This is a genomic window from Streptomyces sp. NPDC007164, from assembly GCF_040634135.1.
GTDB classification, from domain to species: Bacteria; Actinomycetota; Actinomycetes; order Streptomycetales; family Streptomycetaceae; genus Streptomyces; species Streptomyces sanglieri.
In genome coordinates, this window is the sequence record NZ_JBEYFB010000013.1 from 54,070 (window position 1) to 75,585 (window position 21,516).

The window sequence follows — 21,516 nt, forward strand, 5'->3', positions numbered from 1 at the left end:
CAAGCGGAGGTCATCGACAGTTCGCTGCGCCGGTACGGCACCGTCACTGTGCAGAGTCAGACCGGCCGGGGCGCTTGTCGGTTGCGTTCACACGGCGACCGTCACAGCTCCTCCACTCGCGCGGGCGGTGGCCGCCAGGGGTCTGCCGGCCCCTGGGGGACGGGTCCGAAACGGCCGTGTCCACCTGCCCATTGACTGTGCCCGCACTCCCCGTCTAGCTTCCCAGCTACCTCATTGAATCCTTTCACGGTGTGTGGGGCACCGCGTCCCACCGGTGCGTGCCTCCGCTGAGGAGCCCTCATGAACCAGCCCGCCAAGGGCCCGGCCCCGGCCCCCGCCGGCCCGGTCCTGGCACTGAAAGACGTGAGCAAGTCCTTCGGCGCCGTACGCGCCCTGCACGATGTGTCGCTGTCCCTGTGCCCCGGCGAGGTCCACGCGCTCGCCGGGGAGAACGGTGCGGGAAAGTCCACCCTCATCAAGACCCTCGCCGGGGTGCACCGCCCGGACGGCGGGCAGGTGCTGCTCGACGGCCGGCCGGTCGCCTTCCACGGGCCCGCCGACGCCCGCGACGCCGGGATCGCCGTCATCTACCAGGAGCCGGCCCTCTTCCCCGATCTGTCCATCGCCGAGAACATCTTCATGGGCCGTCAGCCCCGGCGCCGCCTCGGGCGGATCGACCGCCGCGCCGTGCACGGGGCCACCGCGGGGCTGATGCGCCGGCTCGGCGTGGATCTGGCGCCCGAGCGGCCGGCCCGCGGGCTCTCCATCGCGGACCAGCAGATCGTCGAGATCGCCAAGGCGCTCTCCTTCGACGCCCGGGTCCTGATCATGGACGAGCCGACGGCCGCGCTCACCGGCGGTGAGACGGCCCGGCTCTTCTCCGTGGTGCGGACGCTGCGCGACGAGGGCGCGGCCGTGTTGTTCATCTCGCACCGGCTCGACGAGATCTTCGAACTGTGCGGGCGGGTCACGACGCTGCGCGACGGCCGCCTGATCTCCTGCGAACCACTGGCCGGGCTGACCGAGGACGATCTGGTGCGCCGGATGGTCGGCCGCGAGTTGGACGGGCTCTATCCGAAGCAGCGGGCCGAGGTCGGCGAAGTCGCCCTGTCCGTCCGCCGGTTGACCCGGGAAAGTGTCTTCCGCGATGTGTCGTTCGAGGTCCGGCGCGGGGAGATCGTCGCGCTCGCCGGGCTCGTCGGCGCCGGCCGGACCGAGGTTGCCCAGGCGGTCTTCGGCGTCGACCGCGCGGACGCCGGGGAGGTACGGGTGAACGGCGCCGTGCTGCGCCCCGGGTCGCCGACCGCCGCGATGGCCGCCGGGCTGGCGCTCGTACCGGAGGACCGCCGTCAGCGCGGGCTCGTCATGGCGATGTCCATCGAGCGCAACATCGGCCTCACCGGTCTCGGCGCCGTCCGCAGACGCGGACTGGTCCGACGGACCCTGGAGCACGACCGGGCCGCCGACTGGGCGGTGCGCCTCCAGCTCAAGTACAACCGGCTCACGGATGCCGTCGGCGTGCTGTCCGGCGGCAACCAGCAGAAGGTCGTGCTCGCCAAGTGGCTGGCGACCGAGCCGTCCGTGCTCATCGTCGACGAGCCGACCCGTGGCATCGACGTCGGCACCAAGGCCGAAGTCCACCGGCTGCTCTCCGCGTCGGCGGCGGACGGGCTCGCGGTGCTGATGATCTCCTCCGATCTGCCCGAGGTGATCCGGATGGCCGACCGGGTGCTGGTCATGCACGAGGGCCGGCTCGTCGCCGAGCTCCCGCGCCGCGGCGCCACCGAGGAGTCCGTCATGGCCGCGGCGACCGGCCTGGGCGGGAGGACGGCTCCATGACCACCACCGTCGAAGGTCCGCCGGACATCGGCGCCGGGGCCCCGGCCCGCAGCGCCGCCGCGCTCGTGGACGCCGTGTTCCGGGCCCGGGAGATCTCCATCGCCGGGGCGCTCCTCCTGCTGGTCCTCGTCACCTCCGTCGCCAACCCGCGGTTCCTGTCCGGTCAGGGCATCAAGGACCTGCTGCTCAACGCGTCGATCCTGGTACTGCTCGCGGTCGGTCAGTCGGCCGTCGTCATCACCCGCAACATCGACCTGTCGGTCGGGTCGGTCGTCGGTCTCTCCGCCTTCGCTTGCGGCAGGTTCGTCGCCGGGACGGATCACGGGGTGCTCACCGTGCTGCTGCTCGGCGTCGCCGTCGGGGTGGTCTGCGGGCTCGTCTCCGGCGCCCTGGTCAGCTTCGGCGAGGTCCCGGCGCTCGTCGTGACGCTGGGCATGCTCTACATCATCCAGGGCGTCGACTACTGGTGGGCACAGGGCGACCAGATCAGCGCCGCCGACGTGCCGGACCCGGTCCTGAGGCTCGGCAGCGGCAGCGTGCTCGGGGTGCCGTATCTGCCGCTGATCGCCCTGCTGCTGCTCGCCGCGACCGCGTACTTCCTGCGCTGCCACCGCTCGGGCCGGGAGCTGTACGCGATCGGTTCGAGCCCGGAGGCCGCCCTGCTCGCCGGGGTCCCGATCCGCCGCCGGGTCCTGGCCGCGTACGTCTTCTCCGGGGCCGTCGCCGGTTTCGCCGGGGCTCTGTGGCTGGCCCGGTTCGGCACGGTCGTCGCGGACAACGCGCACGGCTGGGAACTGACCGTGGTCAGCGCCGTGGTCGTCGGGGGTGTCGCCATCACCGGTGGTACGGGGACGGTCTGGGGCGCGGCGCTGGGCGCGCTGCTGCTCACCACCATCGGCAGTGTCCTGGTCGTGCTGAAGGTCGACTCGTTCTGGCAGGGCGCCATCACCGGTGCGCTGCTGCTGCTCGCCATCGGTGTCGACCGGATCGTGCACCTGCGGATGACCGCCGCACTGAGGAAGAGGAGCGCCCGGCATGGGAACGGCGGCTGAGACGCGGGAGGCGGCGGATGCCGCGCGGTCCGGGAAGGGCCGGGCCGGCCGGGTGCGGAGTCTGGCGCTGCGCTGGGACACCGCGGTCGGGGTGCTCCTGGTGGCGGTGATCGTCGTGGGCCTCGGTTCCACGGACGGCTTCGGCTCCGGCGAGAACCTCGCCTTCGCGTTCAACGACATCGTCGAGGTCGCCGTCATCGCGCTGCCGATGACGCTGCTCGTCGTCGCCGGTCAGGTCGATCTGTCGGTCGCCTCGATGCTGGGCCTGGGCAGTGCGCTGACCGGTGCGCTGTGGAACGCCGGCTGGGCCTTCGAGACGATCGTGCCGGTGGTGCTGCTGGCCGGTGTGGCGGGCGGGCTGCTCAACGGCTGGCTGGTCACCCGGGTGGGGCTGCCGTCGCTGGCCGTCACCATCGGCACCCTGGCCCTGTACCGGGGCCTGGCCTCGGTGGCGCTGGGCAGCGACGCGGTGACCGACTTCCCGGGCACGTACGCGCGGTGGACCGTCGACACGACCACGGTGCCCGGCACCTTCCTCACGTACCCGGTCCTGCTCTTCGCGGTCCTCGCGGTGATCACCGCGGTCGTGCTGCACGCCACCGGGTTCGGCCGTTCGCTGTTCGCCATCGGTGCCCAGGAGGAGGCGGCGTACTTCGCGGGCATCCGGGTCAAGCGGATCAAGCTGCTGCTGTTCGTCGTGACGGGGCTGTTCGCCTCGTTCACCGGTGTCCTGTTCACGCTGCGGTACGGCAGTGCCCGCGCCGACAACGGTCTCGGCTTCGAGATGCTCGTGATCGCCTCCGTGCTGCTCGGCGGGATCGACTTCGACGGCGGGAAGGGCACCCTCTTCGGCGCGGTCGCCGGGGTGCTGCTGATCGGGGTGCTGAAGAACCTGCTGACGCTCAACGACATCGCCAACGAGGTGCAGGTGATCGTGACCGGCCTGCTGCTCGTGGCGTCCGTACTCACCCCCCGGGTGATCGCCGCCGTCGTCGAACGACGGCACCGGCGCGCCGCCGGCGACCGGCTCTGAACCCCCTCCGCCCTCCCCCTCCCCCGTCCCCGTCCTCCCGTCGAAAGGCACGTCACCGCCATGATGCTCCGCACCGCCGCGACCGCCGCGGCCGCCGTGTCCCTCGCCCTAGCCCTGGCCGCCTGTTCCGGCACCACGAAGGACAGCGTGGGCAAGGACTCCGCGAAGTCCGGGGCCACGGCGAAGGCCGATCCGGACGCGCCGCTCAAGAAGGGCCTGAAGCTGGCCTTCCTGCCCAAGCAGATCAACAACCCGTACGAGAAGATCGTGGACGACGCGGGCATCGCGGCGGCCCTGGAGTACGGCGGCACGGGCAAGGAGGTCGGCCCCTCCGATGCCGGTGCCTCCTCACAGGTCAGCTACATCAACACGCTGATCCAGCAGCGCCAGGACGCGATCCTGGTCGCGGCCAACGACCCCAACGCGGTGTGCGGCCCGCTGAAGCAGGCCATGAAGAAGGGCATCAAGGTCGTCGCGTACGACTCCGACACCGCGAAGGACTGCCGTCAGCTCTTCATCAACCAGGCGAGTTCCGAGCAGATCGGCCGCAGCCTGGTCCAGCACCTCGGTGAGCAGATCGGTTACAAGGGGAAGGTCGCGATCCTCTCGGCCACCCAGAACGCCACCAACCAGAACACCTGGATCGGCTTCATGCAGGACGAGTTGAAGCTGCCGAAGTACAAGGACATGAAGCTGGTGAAGGTGGCGTACGGGGACGACGCCGACCAGAAGTCGTTCCAGCAGACGCAGGGCCTGATGCAGGCGTACCCGGACCTGAAGGGCATCATCTCGCCCACCACCGTCGGCATCGCCGCCGCCGCCCGCTATCTGAGCGACTCCTCGTACAAGGGCAAGGTCGTGCTGAACGGTCTGGGCACGCCGAACCAGATGCGCGAGTACGTCAAGGACGGCACCGTCGAGCAGTTCTCGCTGTGGAACCCGCAGGAGCTGGGACACCTCGGTTCGTACGCCGCCGCCGCGCTGGCGTCGGGGCAGATCACCGGTGCGCAGGGGGAGAAGTTCAAGGCGGGCCGGCTCGGCGAGTACACGGTCGGCAAGGACGGCGAGGTCATCCTCGGCGAGCCGACCGTCTTCGACCGCAAGAACATCGACAAGTTCAACTTCTGACCGGACACCGGGAGCCCCGCACCATGCAGCGCGTCTGTTTTCTGCTGACCATACGCAAGGACCGGATCGACGAGTACCGCGAGCGCCACGCCTCTGTCTGGCCGGACATGCTCGACGCGCTCCGCGCGGCCGGCTGGCACAACTACTCGCTCTTCCTGCGGGAGGACGGTCTGCTCGTCGGCTATCTGGAGACACCGGACTTCGACGCGGCCCGCGAGGCGATGGCCGCGACCGGGGTCAACGAGCGGTGGCAGCGCGACATGGCGGAGTTCTTCGAGCAGTCGGAGGCGGCCGACGAGGCGATGGTCCCGCTCACCGAGGTCTTCCACCTCGCGTGAGCGGGACGCGCCCCGGGGCACCCGCTAGAACTCCGCCCCGACCACCGCCAGCAGGGCGAACGCGGCGAGGGAGAGCGCCGCCCGGACCAGGTGGAGCCTGTTCCAGGGGGCCTCGAAGGCGGCCCGGGCCGCGCTGTCGTCACCGCCCTCGGACTCCGCGAGCGCCTTGTTCAGCGGGATGTTGCCGGCGATCGTGATCAGGTGCCCGGCGACCGCGCAGCCCAGCGCCGCGACGGCGAGCACCCGGTCCCTGCCGCCGTCGCCGCCGAACACCACGACCGCCGGGAGGGCGATCACGCCGAGGAAGAGGACCAGGAAGGCCGGCCCCGGCACCTTCTCGTTGAAGCGGCGCATGGCGTCGGTGAACCGCTCGTCGGGCAGTGCCGCGATGCCGGGCATGATCGCGATCCGGAACGTCAGCATGAATCCGGCGTACAGGCCCGTCGTGATCACGGCGAGCGCCAGGAACAGGGAGGACAGGGAGGACGACATGAGGGACATCATGTCGTCGGCGGATGCCCTTTGTTCCCCGTTCAGTCCAGTTCGCCCTCCGGCGCTCCGCCGGAACCGCCGTCGCCCGAGCCGCCCCTGAGCCGGTCGGCCTGCCCGATCGCGGTCGCCAGCTTCCGTACGGATGCGTCCTCGGTGGCGGACGCCAGCCTGCCCGCCCGCGAGGCGAGTTCGCCGAGGCCGGGCGCGCCGGGCAGCTGTTCGCCGCGCAGTGATTCGGCGAAGTAGGCGGCGACCGCGGTCACTTGGAGGCGCTTGCTGTCGCCGCTCCACAGCGGTCCGTCGATCGCGCCCGTCGCGACCGTGCCCTTCTCCTCGTGCGGTGCCCGGGTCTTCGGGTCCAGCCAGCGCACGGTGGCCGTCGCCACGTGCCCCGAGGCGCCCGCCCTGAGGCGTACGGCGTAGAGCGCGGTCACCGTGTGGCCGGGGCCGACCTCGCCGCCGTCGACGCGGTCGTCGCGGAAGTCCTCGTCGGCGACCTTGCGGTCCTCGTACCCGATGAGTTCGAACTGCTTGACGGTCTTCGGGTCGAAGGCGACCTGGGCCTTGGCGTCGCGCGCCGTCAGTTCGAGGTGGGCGGGCAGCTGGTCGACGAAGACCTTGCGGGCCTGCTCCTCGTCGGCGATGTAGGTGGTGTGGCCGTCGCCCTTGTTGGTGAGCTGCTCCATGAACGCGTCGCCGTAGTCGCTGCCGACGCCGACCCCGAAGAGGGTGATGCCGTGGTCGCGGCGGGCGGAGCCGATGCGTTCCAGGATGGCCGCGGCGTCGGTCTCGCCGGAGTTGGCGAGGGCGTCGGAGAGCAGCACGACCCGGTTGTTGGCGCCCTCGACGTGGCCGTCGACCGCTTCGTCGTAGCCGCGCCTGATGCCGGCCTCCACGTTGGTGGAGTCGGTGGCCTCCATGGAGTCGACCCGGTCGCGGATCCTGCCGCGGTGGTCCCGCAGCCGGGTCATCGGCAGCAGGGTCTCCGCCTCGTCGCTGAAGGTGACCAGGGAGACGGAGTCGTCGTCGCGGAGCTCGTCGGTGAGGATGTCCAGGGACTTCTTCACCAGGTCGAGGCGGCCCGTCTCGGCCATCGAGCCGGAGATGTCGACGACGAAGGTGAGCGCGGCGGGCGGGCGTTCGTCACGGGCGGGGGCGGCCCGGGTGGCCAGGCCCACCCGCACCAGCGACCAGTCCTCGCCCTTGTCCCCGGCGCGGGCCCCGTCGACGTTCACGCTGAAGCCGTTGCCGTCCGGGCGCTCGTAGCCCTGGCGGAAGCTGTTGACGAACTCCTCGGGCCGCACGGTGGACGGCTCCGGCAGCCCGCCGTCGGCGAGGGTGCGCCGGGCGTAGCCGTACGAGGCGGTGTCGACGTCCAGGGCGAAGGTCGACAGGTAGTCCGGCGGTGCGGACTCCCGCAGCCCGTCCTGCTTCTTCGCGCCGTCGCTCTCGGCGGGGCCGGCCGAGGCGGCGGGCCCGGGGCCTGAGCGTGCGCCGTCCCGGCTGTCGGTGGCGGCCTTGGTGCCGCTCGACGTTCCCGAGCACCCGGTGAGCAGCACCCCGCCCGCCAGCAGCACCCCGAGTGCTCCCCGCGCTCCCCGCCATGCCCGTACGTGCCGCCCTGTGTGTTTGTCCGTCCGGCGTTCCATCGCCTGCCCCCAACGTCGTCGTGCCAGCACTTGTGAATGTGACGTGCGAGACGGTGCCGGGGAGCCGACGAAGACGTTGCGGATGGATCTCGATGCGGCAACGAAGGCCGGGAATCCGGCGGAACATCAAGGTCAGGACACGATGTCCTTACGACTGAACCCCCGGAAGGCGAGCGCGAACAGGATCAGGGCGTAGGTCACCGAGATCGCCGCCCCCTTGGCCATGCCGCCCCATTCCAGGTCCGGCTGGAGCGCGTCCGCCCAGGCGAACTGCCAGTGCGCGGGCAGGAATTCGCGCCAGGAACCCAGCGCGGTGACGGCGTCCAGCACATTGCCGACGATGGTCAGCCCGACCGCGCCGCCGACCGCGCCCAGCGGTGCGTCGGTCTTCGTGGACAGCCAGAACGCCAGTCCGGCGGTGACCAGTTGGGACACGAAGACGAACGTGACGACGAGCGCGAGCCGGGGCACGGTCGCCGAGGCGGCGAGCGCGCCCCCGGTGGGCAGTTCGAGCGGCCCCCAGCCGTACGCGACGGCTCCCGCGGCCAGTGCGACGAGCGGCAGCAGGACCATCGCGGCCAGGCTGAAGCCGAGCGCCACGACGAGCTTGCTCCACAGCAGCCTGGCCCGTGGCACGGGTGCCGCCAGCAGGTAGCGCAGTGACGACCAGCCGGCCTCGGAGGCGACGGTGTCCCCGCAGAACAACGCGACCGGGATGACCAGCAGGAACCCGGCGGAGACGAACAGGCAGGTCGCGGCGAAGTTCGCGGCGGACGCGGTCGCGGTGTCCATCAGGGTGATCCGGTCGCTGCCGCCGCCCCGCGAGTCCGGGGTGCCACCGATCGCGAACGCGGCGATCAGGATGAACGGCAGCGCGGCCAGCACCCCGCCCATGAGCAGGGTGCGGCGCCTGCGCAGCTGGCGCATCGCCTCGACGCGCAGCGGCAGGGTGTGCCGGGCCCGGTAGCCGGGGGCTGCGGCGCCCTGGGCGAGATCGACTGCGGCACTCATGCGGAGCCTCCGGAGATCAGGGTGAGGAACGCGTCCTCCAGGCGGCGGTGCGGTCCGACACCGGTCAACGGCACGTCCAGCCTGACCAGTTCGGTGATCAGCCCGGACGCGGTGGCGCCGTCGAGCCGGACCAGCAGTCCGAGTCCGCCGTCGGTGCGGACCGCCGAGCCGATCCCCGCGAGGGCGGCGATCTTCTCCACCAGCGGTTCGGGGACCTCCTGCGCGGTGGTGACGAGCAGCATGTCGCCGGAGCCGGTGATCTCGGCGACCGGGCCCGCCTGGACGAGCCGGCCGCGGTCCATGACCACGAGGTGGGTGCAGGACTGTTCGACCTCGGAGAGCAGGTGGCTGGAGACGATGACGGTCCGGCCACCGGCCGCGTAACGGATCATCACGTCACGCATCTCGCGGATCTGGGGCGGGTCGAGGCCGTTGGTCGGTTCGTCGAGGATCAGCAGGTCCGGCATGCCGAGCATGGCCTGGGCGATGGCGAGCCGCTGCCGCATGCCCTGGGAGTACGTGCGGACGGCGCGGGCCAGGGCGTCGCCGAGTCCGGCGATCTCCAGGGCCTCCTCCAGGTGCGCGTCCTCGGCGGGGCGCCCGGTGGCCTGCCAGTACAGCTCCAGGTTGGCGCGCCCGGACAGGTGCGGCAGGAAGCCGGCGCCCTCGACGAACGAGCCGACCCTGGACAGCACGGGCGCTCCCGGCCGGATGGCCTGGCCGAAGACCCGGATCTCGCCGTCGTCGGGGGTGATGAGGCCCATCAGCATCCGCAGGGTCGTGGTCTTGCCCGCGCCGTTGGGCCCGAGGAGACCGAGCACCTGGCCCTTCTCAACCCGGAAGGACAGCTCCTTCACGGCGTACCGGTCGGTGGACTTGGCGTACTTCTTGGCCAGTCCGGTGATCTGGAGGGGTACGTCGGCGAGCGCCGGATCGGGTGCGGGCGTCGCGGTGCGGCGGCGGGCGGTGAGCAGCAGCAGGGCGGCGATCACGACGGCGGCGGCCGGGAGGCCCCAGGTCCACCAGGGCAGGGTGGCCGGTGCGGTCTTCAGTGCGGGCGCGGTGGGGACGGTCAGCGGGCCGGCGGGGGTCACGGTGTACGTCGTCGGCTCGGCCGGTGAGGAGTAGCCGAGGTCGGTGGCGGAGAGGACGAGCCGGAGCCGGTGTCCGGCGTCGAACCGGTGGTCGATGGCGGGGAGGGTCAGCCGGACCGGCTTGCCCTGCTGGTCCGGGGTGATCCGGAAGGGGGCGACGAGCTGGGCGGGCAGCACCTGCTGCTTGCCGTCCGGCGACACGTCGTACACCTTGCCGAACAGCACCGCGTCGCCCCGCTCCGCCTTGACGTCGACCCGTACGGCCGGTGAGCCGGTGACGCTCAGCGGCTCGTCCAGCGGGGCCGAGTCGAAGCGGGCGTACTGCCCGGGGAAGTCGATCGAGAGCCCGACGCCGAGGGAGGACAGCTGGGCGAGGCCGCCGCCGACTCCGGGAACGGCGGAGATGGCGGGCGGGCTGGCCCCGGCGGGGTTGCGGAACGTCTTCGTGCGCCCGCCGAGGGCGACGCTCTCCGCTCCGCTGGTCAGCCCCGGGTACGTATCGCCGCTCGCCCCGCGCGTGAGGGCGGCGCCGTCGGTGGAGTCGATGCCTCCGGTACGGGTGACGCGGAAGCCGGGACCGGTGCCGGCGCCCTTGTCGTCCTTCAGGTACCGGTCGAACCAGTCGCCGATCCGCCGCTGGACCCGGTCGGTCTCCAGGTCGCCGCCGTCGTGTCCGCCGGCGATCCAGTCGACGGCGACCGGTGCGCCGTTGCCGCTGACGGCCTCGGCCATGGCGTCGGCCTGGCCGAGCGGGAAGAGGGAGTCGGACTGGCCCTGCACGATGAGCGCGGGCACCTTGATCCGGTCGGCGACGGCGCTCGGCGAACGCTCGGTCAGCAGGGCGCGCGCGGCGGCGTCCGGCTTTCCGCTGACGGCGACCCGTTCGTACATCTCGCAGAGCCGCTTCTCGAACTTCTGGCAGCCGCCGCCGGTGGTGACGAAGATCCCGGCCCAGAGCTTCTTGAAGACCCCGTCGGGGAACAGGGCGTCGGCGAGGTTCCAGTAGGTGATCTGCGGGGCGATGGCGTCGACGCGCTTGTCGTACCCGGCGGCGAGGAGGGATACGGCTCCGCCGTAGGAGGCGCCGGTGATCCCGACGCGGGGGTCGCCCTTCGCGTCGAGTTCCACCTCGGGCCGGTCCGCGAGCCAGTCGATCAGCCGGGACACGTCCGCGACCTCGCGGTCGGGGGCGTTGAGCGAGATGTCCCCGCCCGACTTCCCGAATCCGCGGGCGGACCAGGTCAGCACGGCGTACCCGGAGCGGGCCAACTGCTCGGCCTGCGCCCGCACATCGTCCTTGCTGCCGCCGAAGCCGTGCCCGATCAGCACGGCGGGCCGGCGCCCGGTGCCGCCCGCGGTGAAGTACGAGGTGTCGACGGACACCCCGTCGGCCTTCATCATCCGGTCCTGGCGGTGCACGGTGGGCCCGCTGTCGTCGGCCGCGGCGTTCCAGGTGCCCGCGCCGGCCACCACGGCGAGCGCCGCGAGGCCCGCGACCCACCGGCCGCGTCTGCGGTGCGGCGGCCGCCGCCACCTGGACCTGCTCGCATCGGAAGTCTCCATGATGCGACCCTAAGCGGACCGCCGCGGCGTGCGACCGGCCACCAGGGGGAACTCTCCGGCCTCCTTGCGGCGTACGGCGGTCGCCCCCGGTACTCCATACGCGGTATGCCGGGCCGTTCGCCCGCGGGGGCCACCGGATACGGGCCGGCTCACATGGTGTTGACGATGAGGCCGATGTGGGTGAAGTAGTTGAGCCCGCCGAAGATCAGGAACGCCAGACCGGCCAGCCCCCAGACGACACCGATCACCGGGGCCATCCAACTCGACGGCCGGCGCAGCACGAACGGGAACAGCAGCGCGCCGATGCCCACCAGGACGTACAGCCCGGACATGAAGCTCGCCTCCAGGATCGGCCACCGCGCGAACTCCCCGGAGATGGGTTCCTCGGGCGGTGCGGCGAAGAGGGTGTACTTCCAGCCCGCGGCGGCGATGCCGAAGCAGGCGAGCCCGAGCCCGAACACGAAGACGGAGATGGGCATGGCGACGCGGGCCGACCGGTCGATGCGGTCCGCGCTGTTGAGTTCGGCTCCGCGTTTCCAGAGGTAGAAGGCCGCGGCGAAGAGGAAGACACCGAAGGCGAGCGCCGGTTCGCCGAAGATGATGTTGTCGAACGGGAAGCCCTGCCCGGCGAGCGGCCAGGTCAGGGTCATGTGCAGGCCCGTGGTGACCAGGGTGAAGCCGAGGGCCCCGAAGGCGAGGACCCAGCCTTCGGGGTTGATGGTGCGTTCGGGCACGAGGAGCTGTCGCCCCAGCGCCACCACGAGCAGCAGCCCCGCGCCGGCGGCCACCGACATGATCGTGTTGTACGTCGGCATCCTGACCCAGTCGATCTTCAGGCCGGATGCCGCCAGGGGGATGACATGGTGAATCATCCCGGGAGCGTATCGATGGATATGCGCTCTATGCGGCATTTACCCATCCGCCCGAGTCGCAGGGACGCACCACGTCCCCGCAACCCCGGCGGCCTTGTCATGAACACCCAGTCGCGGTCTACTCGCATAGACCGATGCGCTCACCTCCCCGCACCGCTCGCCGGATGCCGGTGGCCGCTTCGACATTCCCGTAGTGCTCCATCTGTCGGCAGGAGAGCTCCCCTTGAGTACATCCACACCGCTGCGCACGGCACTGATCGGTGTCGCCCTGGCCGCGACCGCCCTGGTCCCGCTCCAGGGCACCGCGCTGGCAGCACAGCCCGGAACGAACGCGACGGCCACCACCACTTCCTCGGTCTCCGGTATCGAGGACGCCACCGCGCTGGCGCTCGCCCGCTCCCTGGCCGATCCGGACTGGAGCAGAGAGGTCCGCAGAGCCGCCCTGGCCGCGGATTCGGTCGGCCTCGGCGCACTGACCGACGACGCCAACGCCCCGGCCGGGCGGAAGCTCGCCGCCCGGATCACCGCTGCCGACCGGGGCGTCGCCGCCGCCAAGGGCCTGGGCAGCGGCGTGGGTCCGCTGCTGCGGCTCGGTCTGGCGGACGCATCGATGAAGGACCGGCTCGCCCCGGGCACGGCCCCGCTGGTGGCCGCCGCTCCGTCCGACGACGACGGCGCGTCGACGTTCACCGCGTACGACAGCCGGGGCGCGGCCCATGAACTGCCCCTGGACATCGCCCCCGACCGGCCGGTCTACCTCGTCGACATCGATGGCGCGAAGGCCGTCACCGAGGGCCTGAAGGTCATCGACAAGACCCTGGAGTCCAAGGGCCTCGGCCTCCCCGCACCGTCCGCCGGAACCAGCCTGTCCGCCGCGTCGGGCATCGACACCACCCGGATCGACTCGGTGCGGCTCGGCGACGTCGAGGAACCGTTCTTCAAGGGCGACGCCGAGATCTTCACCCTCGTCACGGGGTTCGGCAAGGACGGCAAACCGCGCGTCGACACCGTCGAGATGCCCTATCTGAACAAGGAGGACACGACCTACTACCCGGGCCAGGTCCTGGTGAACTGGTCCAACTACAAGTACGACATGGCCGACGCGGTCATGATGGAGGACGACGGGGACACCAACTACCAGGCCCTGGCCAAGGCCATCGCCACGGTCCTGCTCACCATCACCGACCAGGGCGCGTACATCCCCCTGGTCGACGCGCTGCTCGACGCCATTCCCACCGCCTGGTGGACCGACGACCCGGACTACGTCGACTCCTGGTACACCCTCGCCAGGAGCAGCAGCGGCCAGCGCAACGGCGCCGCGGGCAACGGCTGGATGACCGTCTCGCCGTACCACGTGCCGGAACTCTGACCACCCGCGCCATGACGCGCCGGAGCATGCGCGGGGCTCGGTGCCGCGCATGCGTCCGGCTTGCCGATCGGGCGGTGCGGGCGGAGGTCGGGGCAGGGCGGCCGACGGGGCCCACGATCAGGGGCGCCCGCCTGCCCGCTTCTTGGCCGACGGGCACCTTCCCGTTGGTCAGGCCGCCGCCTGTGCCGGGAGCGGGACGCCGCCGAGCGGGTACGGGGTCTCCTCGGGCAGGAGCGCCGCCGCGTCGTCGAGCCGCCCGGCACGCACCAGTTGATGGATCTGCCGGGCGAGCGGGGTGACGTCGCGGATGGACACCGTCCACTCGTCCGCGTACCGCCGTGACGCCTCGCCACTGAGCCCGAGCTGGAGGGAGCGGTACGGCAGCCGGTCCAGGCGCAGATCGCGCTCGGGGTCCCACTGGACGCGGGCCGGGGCGCGGCGCAGCTCCCGCTGCCAGGTGGCGCGGTCCGGGTGGACTCCCCTGACGTAGTGCGAGAGTTCGGCGTGCTCCAGGGCCCGGTCGAAGCCCTCGCGGGTGATCTCGACGGCCAGCACGGTCTCCTGACCCTCCTTCAGCGCCCAGCCGCAGCGGTACATCATCCACAGGAAGCTCGGCTTTATCCATGTCATGCGGTCGCGCTTCCAGGCTTCGGGGAAGCGCCCGTCACGGACGGCGGGCACGCCGATGAAGGGGGCGTACGCCTGGTAGACGGTGACGGTGGTGTCCGTGTGCTGGGCGCGGATCTCGTACTGCGGCCTGGTCGGAGCGGTCATGGCCCCATCAGAACACCGGCGCGGAGGGCGCGGCGAACGGTTTACGGGCGTGACGAGGTCCCGGTGGGCGGACGTGTCACCCACGGGGGCTGACATTCGTCATACGGAGTCCGGTACACGCGGCTCTGCCGGGCACCGGGCCCCGGCGGCCAGTCTGTACGTATCGAGAGCGGGGCCGGAAAGGCACCGCCGACACGCGGGAGAGGACCCCTCATGACCAGCCCGGCCGCCACCGTCACCGCCCCGGTCGCAGATGCTCCGGCCGCCCCGCACACGCCGCGCAATGCCCTGCTGGACAGCCTGATGCCGCTGCTGGTGGATGTCGGGGTGCCGCTCGCCTCGTACTACGCGCTGAAGACGGCGGGCCTCGGCACCTTCGCGGCGCTGGCCTGGAGCAGTGTGCTGCCGGCCGTGCGCACCGTGTGGGGCGTGGCGCGCAAGCGCCGGCTCAACGGGCTGGCGGCGCTGATCGTGACGGTCAACGTGGTGAGCCTGCTGACCAGTCTGGCGGTCGGGGACCCGCGGCTGATGCTCGCCAAGGACAGCGGGGTGAGCAGCATCATCGGGCTGGTGATCCTGGTGACCGCGCTGAAGGGGCAGCCGATGATGACCGCGGGGTTGCGGCCCTGGCTGGTGAAGGGCGATACGGCCAAGGACGCCGCCTGGCAGCGGCTCGCGGCGGGGTCGGCGGCGTTCCGGCGGGCGGAGATCCGGTTCTCGGCGGTGTGGGGTGCGGCGCTGCTGGGCGAGTGCGTGGTGCGGGCCGTGGGCGCGTACACGCTGCCGGTGGAGACGATGGTGTGGCTCGGCACGGTGGCCATGGCGGCGACGCTGGTGTTCGCGTTCCTGCTCTCGGGCCGGGTGGGCGCGGTCCCGATGGAGCGGATGATCGCCGAGGAGGCCGGGGCCGGCCGCTGATCCCTCAAGAACCGCTGCCGACCGCCCAGAAACCGCCGCAGGGCCGCCCCGGGGGAGCGGCCCTGCGGCTCTGTCCGGCCCCGGACCGCGTGACGCGTCCGTTCGGGGCCGGGTCGTTGGTCAGTGGTTGCGGGGGAAGCCCAGGTCCACGCCCGCCGGGGCGTCGGCCGGGTCCGGCCAGCGGGTGGTGACGACCTTGCCGCGGGTGTAGAAGTGCACGCCGTCGTTGCCGTAGATGTGGTGGTCGCCGAAGAGCGAGTCCTTCCAGCCACCGAAGGAGTGGTAGCCCACCGGCACCGGGATCGGCACGTTGACGCCGACCATGCCGGCCTCGATCTCCAGCTGGAAGCGGCGGGCGGCGCCGCCGTCGCGGGTGAAGATCGCGGTGCCGTTGCCGAACGGCGAGGCGTTCATGAGGGCGACGCCCTCCTCGTACGTCTCGGTGCGCAGCACGCACAGGACCGGGCCGAAGATCTCGTCCTTGTACGCGTCCGAGTCGGTGGACACGTTGTCGAGGAGGGAGAGGCCGATCCAGTGGCCGTCCTCGAAGCCCTCGACGGTGAAGCCGGTGCCGTCCAGGACGACGTCGGCGCCCTGGGCGGCGGCGCCCGTGACGTAGGAGGCGACCTTGTCGCGGTGGGCGGCGGTGATCAGCGGGCCCATCTCGGACGCCGGGTCGTTGCCGGGGCCGATCTTGATCTTCTCGGCGCGCTCCTTGATCTTCGCGACGAGCTCGTCGGCGATGGCACCGACCGCGACGACCGCGGAGATGGCCATGCAGCGCTCACCGGCGGAGCCGTACGCGGCGGAGACGGCGGCGTCGGCCGCGGCGTCGAGGTCCGCGTCGGGCAGCACCAGCATGTGGTTCTTCGCGCCGCCGAGCGCCTGGACGCGCTTGCCGTTGGCGGTGGCGGTGGTGTGGATGTGGCGGGCGATCGGGGTGGAGCCCACGAAGGAGACCGCGGCGACGTCCGGGTGGCTCAGCAGCCCGTCGACGGCGACCTTGTCACCGTGCAGGACGTTCAGCACACCGTCCGGCAGACCGGCCTCGGCGGCCAGCTCGGCCAGCAGGTTGGCGGCCGAGGGGTCCTTCTCGCTGGGCTTGAGGACGAAGGTGTTGCCGCAGGCGATGGCGAGCGGGAACATCCACATCGGCACCATGGCCGGGAAGTTGAACGGGGTGATGCCGGCGACGACGCCGAGCGACTGGCGGATCGAGGAGACGTCGACCCGGCTGGAGACCTGGGTGGACAGCTCGCCCTTGAGCTGGGTGGTGATGCCGCAGGCCAGCTCGACGATCTCCAGACCGCGGGCGACCTCGCCCAGCGCGTCCGAGTGCACCTTGCCGTGCTCGGCGGTGATCAGCGCGGCGATGTCGTCGCGGTGGGCGTCGAGCAGCGCCCGGTAGCGGAACAGCACCGCGGTGCGGGCGGCCAGCGAGGACGTGCCCCAGGTGGCGTAGGCGTCCTTGGCGGCGGCGACCGCGGCGTCGACCTCTTCGAGGGAGGCGAGCGTGACCTGGGTGGTGACGGCGCCGGTGGCCGGGTCGGTGACCGGGCCGTAGTTGCCCGACGCGCCCTCGACGGTCTTGCCACCGATCCAGTGGTTGACGGTCTTCATGACAGAACTCCTTCAGAGGTGGGGGCGTCGGTCGGCGACGTGACGTTCGTACACTTTCCGGGCTTTCACGGCCGACGGCCGGGTGGCCGTCTCGGCTACGGGAACATCCCACCACGCCTGCGCCGGAGGGGGGCCCGACACAGTGTCTGCCGTTTCGGTCTCGACGTAGACACAAGTGGGACGGTCCGCACCGCGCGCCTCGGCGAGGGCTTCGCGCAGGTCACGCACCGTCCTGGCGCGCAGCACCCGCATGCCGAGCGAGCCGGCGTTGGCGGCGAGATCGACAGGCAGCGGCGGGCCGGTGAACAGGCCGTCCGCCCCTCGGTGCCGGTAGGCGGTGCCGAGGCGTTCGGCGCCGACCTGCTCGGACAGGCCACCGATGGAGGCGTAGCCGTGGTTCTGGAGGACGACCAGCTTCACCGGGAGTTCCAGCTGGACGGCGGTGACGATCTCGGTGGGGTTCATCAGATATGTGCCGTCGCCGACCAGTGCCCAGACGGGACGGCCGGGGGCGGCTAGCTGGACCCCGATCGCGGCCGGGATCTCGTAGCCCATGCAGGAGTAGCCGTACTCCACGTGGTACTGGTGCGGGGAGCGGGTCCGCCAGAGCTTGTGCAGGTCGCCGGGGAGCGAACCCGCCGCGTTGATCAGGATGTCGTCCTCGGTGACCAGGGCGTCGAGCAGGCCGAGGACCTGGGCCTGGGTGGGCCGGGCGTGCGGGTCCCCGGCGGTGAACGCGGCGGTGACGCGCCGCTCCCACTGCTCCTTGGCCTCGGTGTACTCCGTCTCGTAGGCGGGGTCGACGCGGTGGTTGCGGGCAGCGAGCGCGGCGGTGAGGGCTTCGAGGGCGGCGCGGGCGTCGGCGACGAGCGGGAGGGCGCCGAGCTTGTGGGCGTCGAAGCCGGTGACGTTGATGTTGAGGAAGCGGACCGCCGGGTTCGAGAAGAGCGTGCCGGAGGCGGTGGTGAAGTCGGAGTAGCGGGTGCCGATGCCGATGACCAGGTCGGCGGTGCGGGCCAGCTCGTCGGCGGTCGCGGTGCCGGTGTGGCCGACGCCGCCGACGTCGGCGGGGTGGTCGTGGCGCAGCGAGCCCTTGCCGGCCTGGGTGGAGGCGACGGGGATCCGGGTGGCGGCGGCGAACGCGGCGAGGGTCTCCTCGGCGGCACTGTGGTGGACCCCGCCGCCCGCCACGATCAGCGGCCTGCGGGCGGTACGCACCGCCCGTACCGCCCGGTCGAGTTCGTACGGGTCGGGGGCGGGGCGGCGTACGTACCAGACGCGTTCGGCGAAGAACTCCGCCGGCCAGTCGTACGCCTCCACTTGCACGTCCTGCGGCAGCGCCAATGTCACGGCGCCGGTCTCCGCCGGGTCGGTCAGGGTCCGCATCGCCTGGAGGGCTGCCGGGACCAGGGCCTCGGGGCGGGTGATCCGGTCGAAGTAGCGGGAGACGGGGCGCAGGCAGTCGTTGACGGAGATGTCACCGGCGGACGGGACTTCGAGCTGCTGGAGCACGGGGTCGGCGGGCCGGGTCGCGAAGGTGTCGCCGGGCAGCAGGAGGACCGGAAGGTGGTTGATCGTGGCGAGGGCGGCGCCGGTGACGAGGTTGGTGGCGCCGGGGCCGATGGAGGTGGTGACGGCCTGCGCGGAGAGCCGGCCCGACTGGCGGGCGTAGCCGACGGCGGCGTGCACCATGGCCTGTTCGTTGCGGCCCTGGACATAGGGCATCGCACGGCCCGACTCGACGAGCGCCTGGCCGATGCCGGCGACGTTGCCGTGGCCGAAGATGCCCCAGGTGGCGCCGATCAGGCGCTGCCGTCGGCCGTCGCGCTCGGTGTACTGGCGGGACAGGAAGGACATCAGGGCCTGGGCGGTGGTGAGGCGGCGGGTACTGCTCATGGGCGCGGCTCCGTCCCGTGGAAGGGGAGTCTGGGGTCCACCGGCTGCGCGGGCCAGGTGTCGCGGATCCAGCCGTGGTCCGGGTGGTCGCTGATCAGCCACTCCCGCTGCTCCCCCGGGCCCGCCATCACATTGAGGTAGTAGAGGGTGCGGCCGGGGGAGGCGATGGACGGGCCGTGCCAGCCGTCGGGGATCAGGACCGTGTCGCCGCTGCGGACCTCGGCGAGGACGTCCGTACCGCCGTCCCGGGACGGCGACACCCGGTGGTAGCCGAGGCCGTCGTGCTCCACCTCGAAGTAGTAGATCTCCTCCAGCACGGATTCGACGCCGGGGCGGTGCTCGTCGTGTTTGTGGGGCGGGTAGGACGACCAGTTGCCGCCGGGGGTGAGGACCTCGACGGCGATCAGCCGGTCGCACTCGAAGGTGTCGGCGGCGGCGAAGTTGTTGACCTGGCGGGAGCAGTTCCCGGAGCCGCGCAGTTCGACGGGTACCTCCGGCGCGGGGCCGTAGCGAGCGGGGAGTCGTCGCTCGCACTTCGCTCCTGCCAGGGCGAAGCGGCCTCCTGCGCCGGAGGCGATCTGTGCATGGGCGTCACGCGGTACGTACGCGAAGTCGGATACCCCGCTGAACACGCTTTCCCGGCCCAGCAGTTCAAAGATCTCACCTGAGGAGTGCACCGTACAGCCACCGGTCAACGGCAGAACGATCCACTCGCTCCCACCGGTGACGAGCGTGTGGACTCCGCCGGGGGCGAGTTCCAGGATCCGCAGGCTCGACCGGTCCCAGCCGGCCCGCTCCGGGCCGATGTCCAGGGTGTACGAACCGTTCGCCGTGCTCCCGGCCTTCAGGTGGTACCGCGATCCGTCGTCCGTCGTCATGGCCGTTCCCCACTCGTTGTCCGGTCCGTTTCCGGCTCTCTCGGCTCCAGCAGCGAGACGGCCGTGTCGACGGCCGCGGTCACCTCTCCGTCGGCCGGGTAGAGCAGCGAACGCCCCACCACCAGACCCTGGACGGTGGGCAGTCGCAGCGCCGTGCGCCATTTCTCGAACGCCCCGTCCAGGTCGTCGCCCACCTCCCCGCCCAGCAGCACCGCGGGCAGCGTCGACGCCTCCATCACCCGGGCCATGTCGTCGGGGTTCTCGGTGACGGGGACCTTGAGCCAGGTGTACGCGGACGTCCCGGCCAGCCCGGACGCGATGGCGATCGAGGTGGTGACCGCCTCGGCGCCGAGGTCGTTGCGGACCTGGCCGTCGGTGCGGCGGCAGAGGAACGGCTCGACGAAGACCGGCAGCCGGTACGCGGCCATGGCGTCGATGGCGCGGGCGGTGGCGTGCATGGTGTCGAGCGAACCGGGGTCGTCGTAGTCGATCCGGAGCAGCAGTTTGCCCGCGTCGAAACGGAGCCGGGCGAGGTCCTCGGGGCGGTGGCCGGTGAACCGGTCGTCGAGCTCGAAGGCCGCGCCCGCGAGCCCGCCGCGGTTCATCGAGCCGATGACGACCTTGTCCTCCAACGCACCGAGGAGCAGCAGGTCGTCGAGGATGTCGGCGGTGGCGAGCACTCCGTCGACGCCGGGGCGGGAGAGCGCCAGCCGGAGCCGTTCCAGCAGCTCGAAGCGGTTGGCCATGGCCAGTGCGCGGTCGCCGACGGAGAGCGAGCCACGGGCCGGATGGTCGGCCGCGATGATCATCAGCCGTCCGCCGCTGCCGACCAGGGGGCGTCTGCGGCGTCGCGCGGCGGCTTCGGCGACGGCCTCGGGGTGGCGCATGCGCAGCTGGACGAGCTCGGAGACGGAGGAGGCCGGGGGTGTCATGGAGTGGCTCCGGTGGGGCGGGAGGTGACGGCGCCTTCGGTCAGGGCCGCTTCGACCTCGTACGGGAACGGCATGGCCGACGAGCAGGCGAGCCGGGAGGCGACGATGGCCCCGGCGGCGTTGGCGTACCGCATCACGCGGGTGATCCCCCAGCCCGCGAGGAGCCCGTGGCAGAGCGCCCCGCCGAAGGCGTCTCCGGCGCCGAGGCCGTTGACCACCTCGACGGGCAGTGGCGGCACCTCGGCCACCGTGCCGTCGCGGTGGACGGCGAGCACACCCCCGGGGCCCTGCTTGACGACGGCGAGTTCGACGCCCGCGCCGATCAGGGCGCGGGCGGCCGCGTGCGGTTCGCGCTCGCCGGTCGCGATCTCGCACTCGTCGAGGTTGCCGACGGCGACGGTGGCGAGGGCGAGGGCCTCGCGGTAGCGGGCTTCGGGGTCGTCCTCCTGGATGTTCCAGAACATCGGGCGCCAGTCGAGGTCGAAGACGGTGGTGCCGGAGCGGTCGCGGGCGCGCAGCGCGGCGAGGGTCGCGGTCCGGCTCGGTTCGGCGCACAGCCCGGTGCCGGTCATCCAGAAGACCCGGGCGGAGCGGACCGCTGCGAGGTCCAGCTCCGAGGCGTGGATCTCCAGATCGGGGGCCTTGGGCTGCCGGTAGAAGTAGAGGGGGAAGTCGTCGGGCGGGAAGATCTCGCAGAAGGTGACCGGTGTCGGATACGCGTCCACGGGCGTCACCCACCGGTCGTCCACCCCGAACTCCCGCAGCTGGTGGTGGAGATACTCGCCGAAGGCGTCCCGGCCGGTGCGCGTCACCACCGCCGTCCGCCGGCCGAGCCGGGCCGCCGCGACGGCGACGTTGGACGGTGAGCCGCCGAGGAACTTCCCGAAGCTTTCGACCCGGGCCAGTGGCAGACCGGTCTGGAGGGGGTAGAGATCCACACCGATGCGGCCCATGGTGATGACGTCGTACCGCTCCTCGGGCATGACCATCCCTTCGACCGCCGTCCGGGGTGACTGCCCCCAGGTCTAGCCCTCCCCCGGAACCGTGTCAATGCTTTG

18 protein-coding genes are annotated in these 21,516 nt (G+C 71.7%); 7 read left to right on the forward strand and 11 right to left on the reverse strand.

Features of this window, described 5'->3' with window-relative positions:
- The first annotated feature begins 300 nt into the window (after nucleotides 1-300).
- The 5 genes from ABZ622_RS18580 to ABZ622_RS18600 are packed head-to-tail and all read left to right on the forward strand — an operon-like array spanning nucleotide 301 to nucleotide 5,390.
- The gene (locus tag ABZ622_RS18580) at nucleotides 301-1,839 is read left to right on the forward strand and encodes a sugar ABC transporter ATP-binding protein (protein ID WP_360544356.1); all 1,539 of its coding nucleotides are present in this window, start codon (nucleotides 301-303) and stop codon (nucleotides 1,837-1,839) included.
- Nucleotides 1,836-2,891, forward strand: coding sequence for an ABC transporter permease (locus ABZ622_RS18585; RefSeq protein ID WP_360544358.1), 1,056 nt, complete (start codon nucleotides 1,836-1,838; stop codon nucleotides 2,889-2,891). The genes ABZ622_RS18580 and ABZ622_RS18585 overlap by 4 nt, the downstream gene beginning before the upstream one ends.
- Complete coding sequence (locus tag ABZ622_RS18590; protein WP_360544360.1) at nucleotides 2,875-3,924, forward strand: ABC transporter permease; 1,050 nt, start codon at nucleotides 2,875-2,877, stop codon at nucleotides 3,922-3,924. Before ABZ622_RS18585 ends, ABZ622_RS18590 begins: the two co-directional genes overlap by 17 nt.
- Nucleotides 3,925-3,984: 60 nt before the next feature.
- Entirely contained in the window at nucleotides 3,985-5,052 is a 1,068-nt protein-coding gene (rhaS, locus tag ABZ622_RS18595) for a rhamnose ABC transporter substrate-binding protein (RefSeq protein WP_360544362.1), read from the forward strand.
- A 23-nt stretch (nucleotides 5,053-5,075) separates the two neighbouring features.
- Nucleotides 5,076-5,390, forward strand: coding sequence for an L-rhamnose mutarotase (locus ABZ622_RS18600; RefSeq protein WP_360544364.1), 315 nt, complete (start codon nucleotides 5,076-5,078; stop codon nucleotides 5,388-5,390).
- Nucleotides 5,391-5,414: 24 nt separating this feature from the next.
- On the opposite strand, the gene ABZ622_RS18605 is transcribed toward ABZ622_RS18600, so the two are convergent.
- From ABZ622_RS18605 to ABZ622_RS18625, 5 genes are all read right to left on the reverse strand, one after another.
- Nucleotides 5,415-5,882 carry a DUF1772 domain-containing protein gene (locus tag ABZ622_RS18605; RefSeq protein ID WP_360544366.1) on the reverse strand — a complete coding sequence of 156 codons (468 nt, stop codon included), beginning with the start codon at nucleotides 5,880-5,882 and terminating at the stop codon, nucleotides 5,415-5,417.
- A 41-nt stretch (nucleotides 5,883-5,923) separates the two neighbouring features.
- On the reverse strand, nucleotides 5,924-7,531 hold the full coding sequence (locus tag ABZ622_RS18610; protein ID WP_360544368.1) for a von Willebrand factor type A domain-containing protein: 1,608 nt from the start codon (nucleotides 7,529-7,531) through the stop codon (nucleotides 5,924-5,926).
- A gap of 132 nt (nucleotides 7,532-7,663) precedes the next feature.
- Nucleotides 7,664-8,542, reverse strand: coding sequence for an ABC transporter permease (locus ABZ622_RS18615; RefSeq protein ID WP_360544370.1), 879 nt, complete (start codon nucleotides 8,540-8,542; stop codon nucleotides 7,664-7,666).
- Nucleotides 8,539-11,109, reverse strand: coding sequence for an alpha/beta fold hydrolase (locus ABZ622_RS18620; protein ID WP_360544592.1), 2,571 nt, complete (start codon nucleotides 11,107-11,109; stop codon nucleotides 8,539-8,541). Before ABZ622_RS18620 ends, ABZ622_RS18615 begins: the two co-directional genes overlap by 4 nt.
- A 239-nt stretch (nucleotides 11,110-11,348) precedes the next feature.
- A complete protein-coding gene (locus ABZ622_RS18625; protein ID WP_360544372.1) occupies nucleotides 11,349-12,071 on the reverse strand; it encodes a DUF981 domain-containing protein in 723 nt (240 codons plus the stop codon).
- 223 nt (nucleotides 12,072-12,294) lie between these two features.
- Between ABZ622_RS18625 and ABZ622_RS18630 the strand changes: the two genes are divergently transcribed.
- A complete protein-coding gene (locus ABZ622_RS18630) occupies nucleotides 12,295-13,440 on the forward strand; it encodes a DUF3103 family protein (protein WP_360544374.1) in 1,146 nt (381 codons plus the stop codon).
- Between the two features lie 168 nt (nucleotides 13,441-13,608).
- On the opposite strand, the gene ABZ622_RS18635 is transcribed toward ABZ622_RS18630, so the two are convergent.
- Nucleotides 13,609-14,214 (reverse strand): DUF4291 domain-containing protein, encoded by a 606-nt coding sequence (locus ABZ622_RS18635; protein WP_360544376.1) that lies wholly within the window; start codon nucleotides 14,212-14,214, stop codon nucleotides 13,609-13,611.
- 213 nt (nucleotides 14,215-14,427) lie between these two features.
- Between ABZ622_RS18635 and ABZ622_RS18640 the strand changes: the two genes are divergently transcribed.
- Nucleotides 14,428-15,132 (forward strand): VC0807 family protein, encoded by a 705-nt coding sequence (locus tag ABZ622_RS18640; protein WP_360544378.1) that lies wholly within the window; start codon nucleotides 14,428-14,430, stop codon nucleotides 15,130-15,132.
- 120 nt (nucleotides 15,133-15,252) lie between these two features.
- Here the strand turns inward: ABZ622_RS18640 and mmsA are convergent, their stop codons facing one another.
- From mmsA to iolC, 5 genes are read right to left on the reverse strand one after another with little or no spacing between them, the layout of a single operon-like run.
- Nucleotides 15,253-16,752 (reverse strand): CoA-acylating methylmalonate-semialdehyde dehydrogenase, encoded by a 1,500-nt coding sequence (gene mmsA, locus ABZ622_RS18645; RefSeq protein WP_360544380.1) that lies wholly within the window; start codon nucleotides 16,750-16,752, stop codon nucleotides 15,253-15,255.
- A gap of 12 nt (nucleotides 16,753-16,764) precedes the next feature.
- Complete coding sequence (gene iolD, locus ABZ622_RS18650; RefSeq protein WP_360544382.1) at nucleotides 16,765-18,648, reverse strand: 3D-(3,5/4)-trihydroxycyclohexane-1,2-dione acylhydrolase (decyclizing); 1,884 nt, start codon at nucleotides 18,646-18,648, stop codon at nucleotides 16,765-16,767.
- The gene (gene iolB / locus ABZ622_RS18655; protein ID WP_360544384.1) at nucleotides 18,645-19,526 is read right to left on the reverse strand and encodes a 5-deoxy-glucuronate isomerase; all 882 of its coding nucleotides are present in this window, start codon (nucleotides 19,524-19,526) and stop codon (nucleotides 18,645-18,647) included. The genes iolD and iolB overlap by 4 nt, the downstream gene beginning before the upstream one ends.
- Nucleotides 19,523-20,458 carry a deoxyribose-phosphate aldolase gene (locus tag ABZ622_RS18660; RefSeq protein ID WP_360544386.1) on the reverse strand — a complete coding sequence of 312 codons (936 nt, stop codon included), beginning with the start codon at nucleotides 20,456-20,458 and terminating at the stop codon, nucleotides 19,523-19,525. The genes iolB and ABZ622_RS18660 overlap by 4 nt, the downstream gene beginning before the upstream one ends.
- Nucleotides 20,455-21,441 (reverse strand): 5-dehydro-2-deoxygluconokinase, encoded by a 987-nt coding sequence (gene iolC / locus ABZ622_RS18665; protein WP_360544388.1) that lies wholly within the window; start codon nucleotides 21,439-21,441, stop codon nucleotides 20,455-20,457. The genes ABZ622_RS18660 and iolC overlap by 4 nt, the downstream gene beginning before the upstream one ends.
- Nucleotides 21,442-21,516 lie beyond the last annotated feature (75 nt).

What these genes read in the sequence shown, in the direction of transcription:
- ABZ622_RS18580 (WP_360544356.1), top strand. Translation starts at nt 301, where the DNA reads ATGAACCAGCCCGCCAAGGGCCCGGCCCCGGCCCCCGCCGGCCCGGTC.
- ABZ622_RS18585 (WP_360544358.1), top strand. Translation starts at nt 1,836, where the DNA reads ATGACCACCACCGTCGAAGGTCCGCCGGACATCGGCGCCGGGGCCCCG.
- ABZ622_RS18590 (WP_360544360.1), top strand. Translation starts at nt 2,875, where the DNA reads ATGGGAACGGCGGCTGAGACGCGGGAGGCGGCGGATGCCGCGCGGTCC.
- rhaS (WP_360544362.1), top strand. Translation starts at nt 3,985, where the DNA reads ATGATGCTCCGCACCGCCGCGACCGCCGCGGCCGCCGTGTCCCTCGCC.
- ABZ622_RS18600 (WP_360544364.1), top strand. Translation starts at nt 5,076, where the DNA reads ATGCAGCGCGTCTGTTTTCTGCTGACCATACGCAAGGACCGGATCGAC.
- ABZ622_RS18605 (WP_360544366.1), bottom strand. Translation starts at nt 5,882, where the DNA reads ATGTCGTCCTCCCTGTCCTCCCTGTTCCTGGCGCTCGCCGTGATCACG.
- ABZ622_RS18610 (WP_360544368.1), bottom strand. Translation starts at nt 7,531, where the DNA reads ATGGAACGCCGGACGGACAAACACACAGGGCGGCACGTACGGGCATGG.
- ABZ622_RS18615 (WP_360544370.1), bottom strand. Translation starts at nt 8,542, where the DNA reads ATGAGTGCCGCAGTCGATCTCGCCCAGGGCGCCGCAGCCCCCGGCTAC.
- ABZ622_RS18625 (WP_360544372.1), bottom strand. Translation starts at nt 12,071, where the DNA reads ATGATTCACCATGTCATCCCCCTGGCGGCATCCGGCCTGAAGATCGAC.
- ABZ622_RS18635 (WP_360544376.1), bottom strand. Translation starts at nt 14,214, where the DNA reads ATGACCGCTCCGACCAGGCCGCAGTACGAGATCCGCGCCCAGCACACG.
- ABZ622_RS18640 (WP_360544378.1), top strand. Translation starts at nt 14,428, where the DNA reads ATGACCAGCCCGGCCGCCACCGTCACCGCCCCGGTCGCAGATGCTCCG.
- mmsA (WP_360544380.1), bottom strand. Translation starts at nt 16,752, where the DNA reads ATGAAGACCGTCAACCACTGGATCGGTGGCAAGACCGTCGAGGGCGCG.
- iolD (WP_360544382.1), bottom strand. Translation starts at nt 18,648, where the DNA reads ATGAGCAGTACCCGCCGCCTCACCACCGCCCAGGCCCTGATGTCCTTC.
- iolB (WP_360544384.1), bottom strand. Translation starts at nt 19,526, where the DNA reads ATGACGACGGACGACGGATCGCGGTACCACCTGAAGGCCGGGAGCACG.
- ABZ622_RS18660 (WP_360544386.1), bottom strand. Translation starts at nt 20,458, where the DNA reads ATGACACCCCCGGCCTCCTCCGTCTCCGAGCTCGTCCAGCTGCGCATG.
- iolC (WP_360544388.1), bottom strand. Translation starts at nt 21,441, where the DNA reads ATGCCCGAGGAGCGGTACGACGTCATCACCATGGGCCGCATCGGTGTG.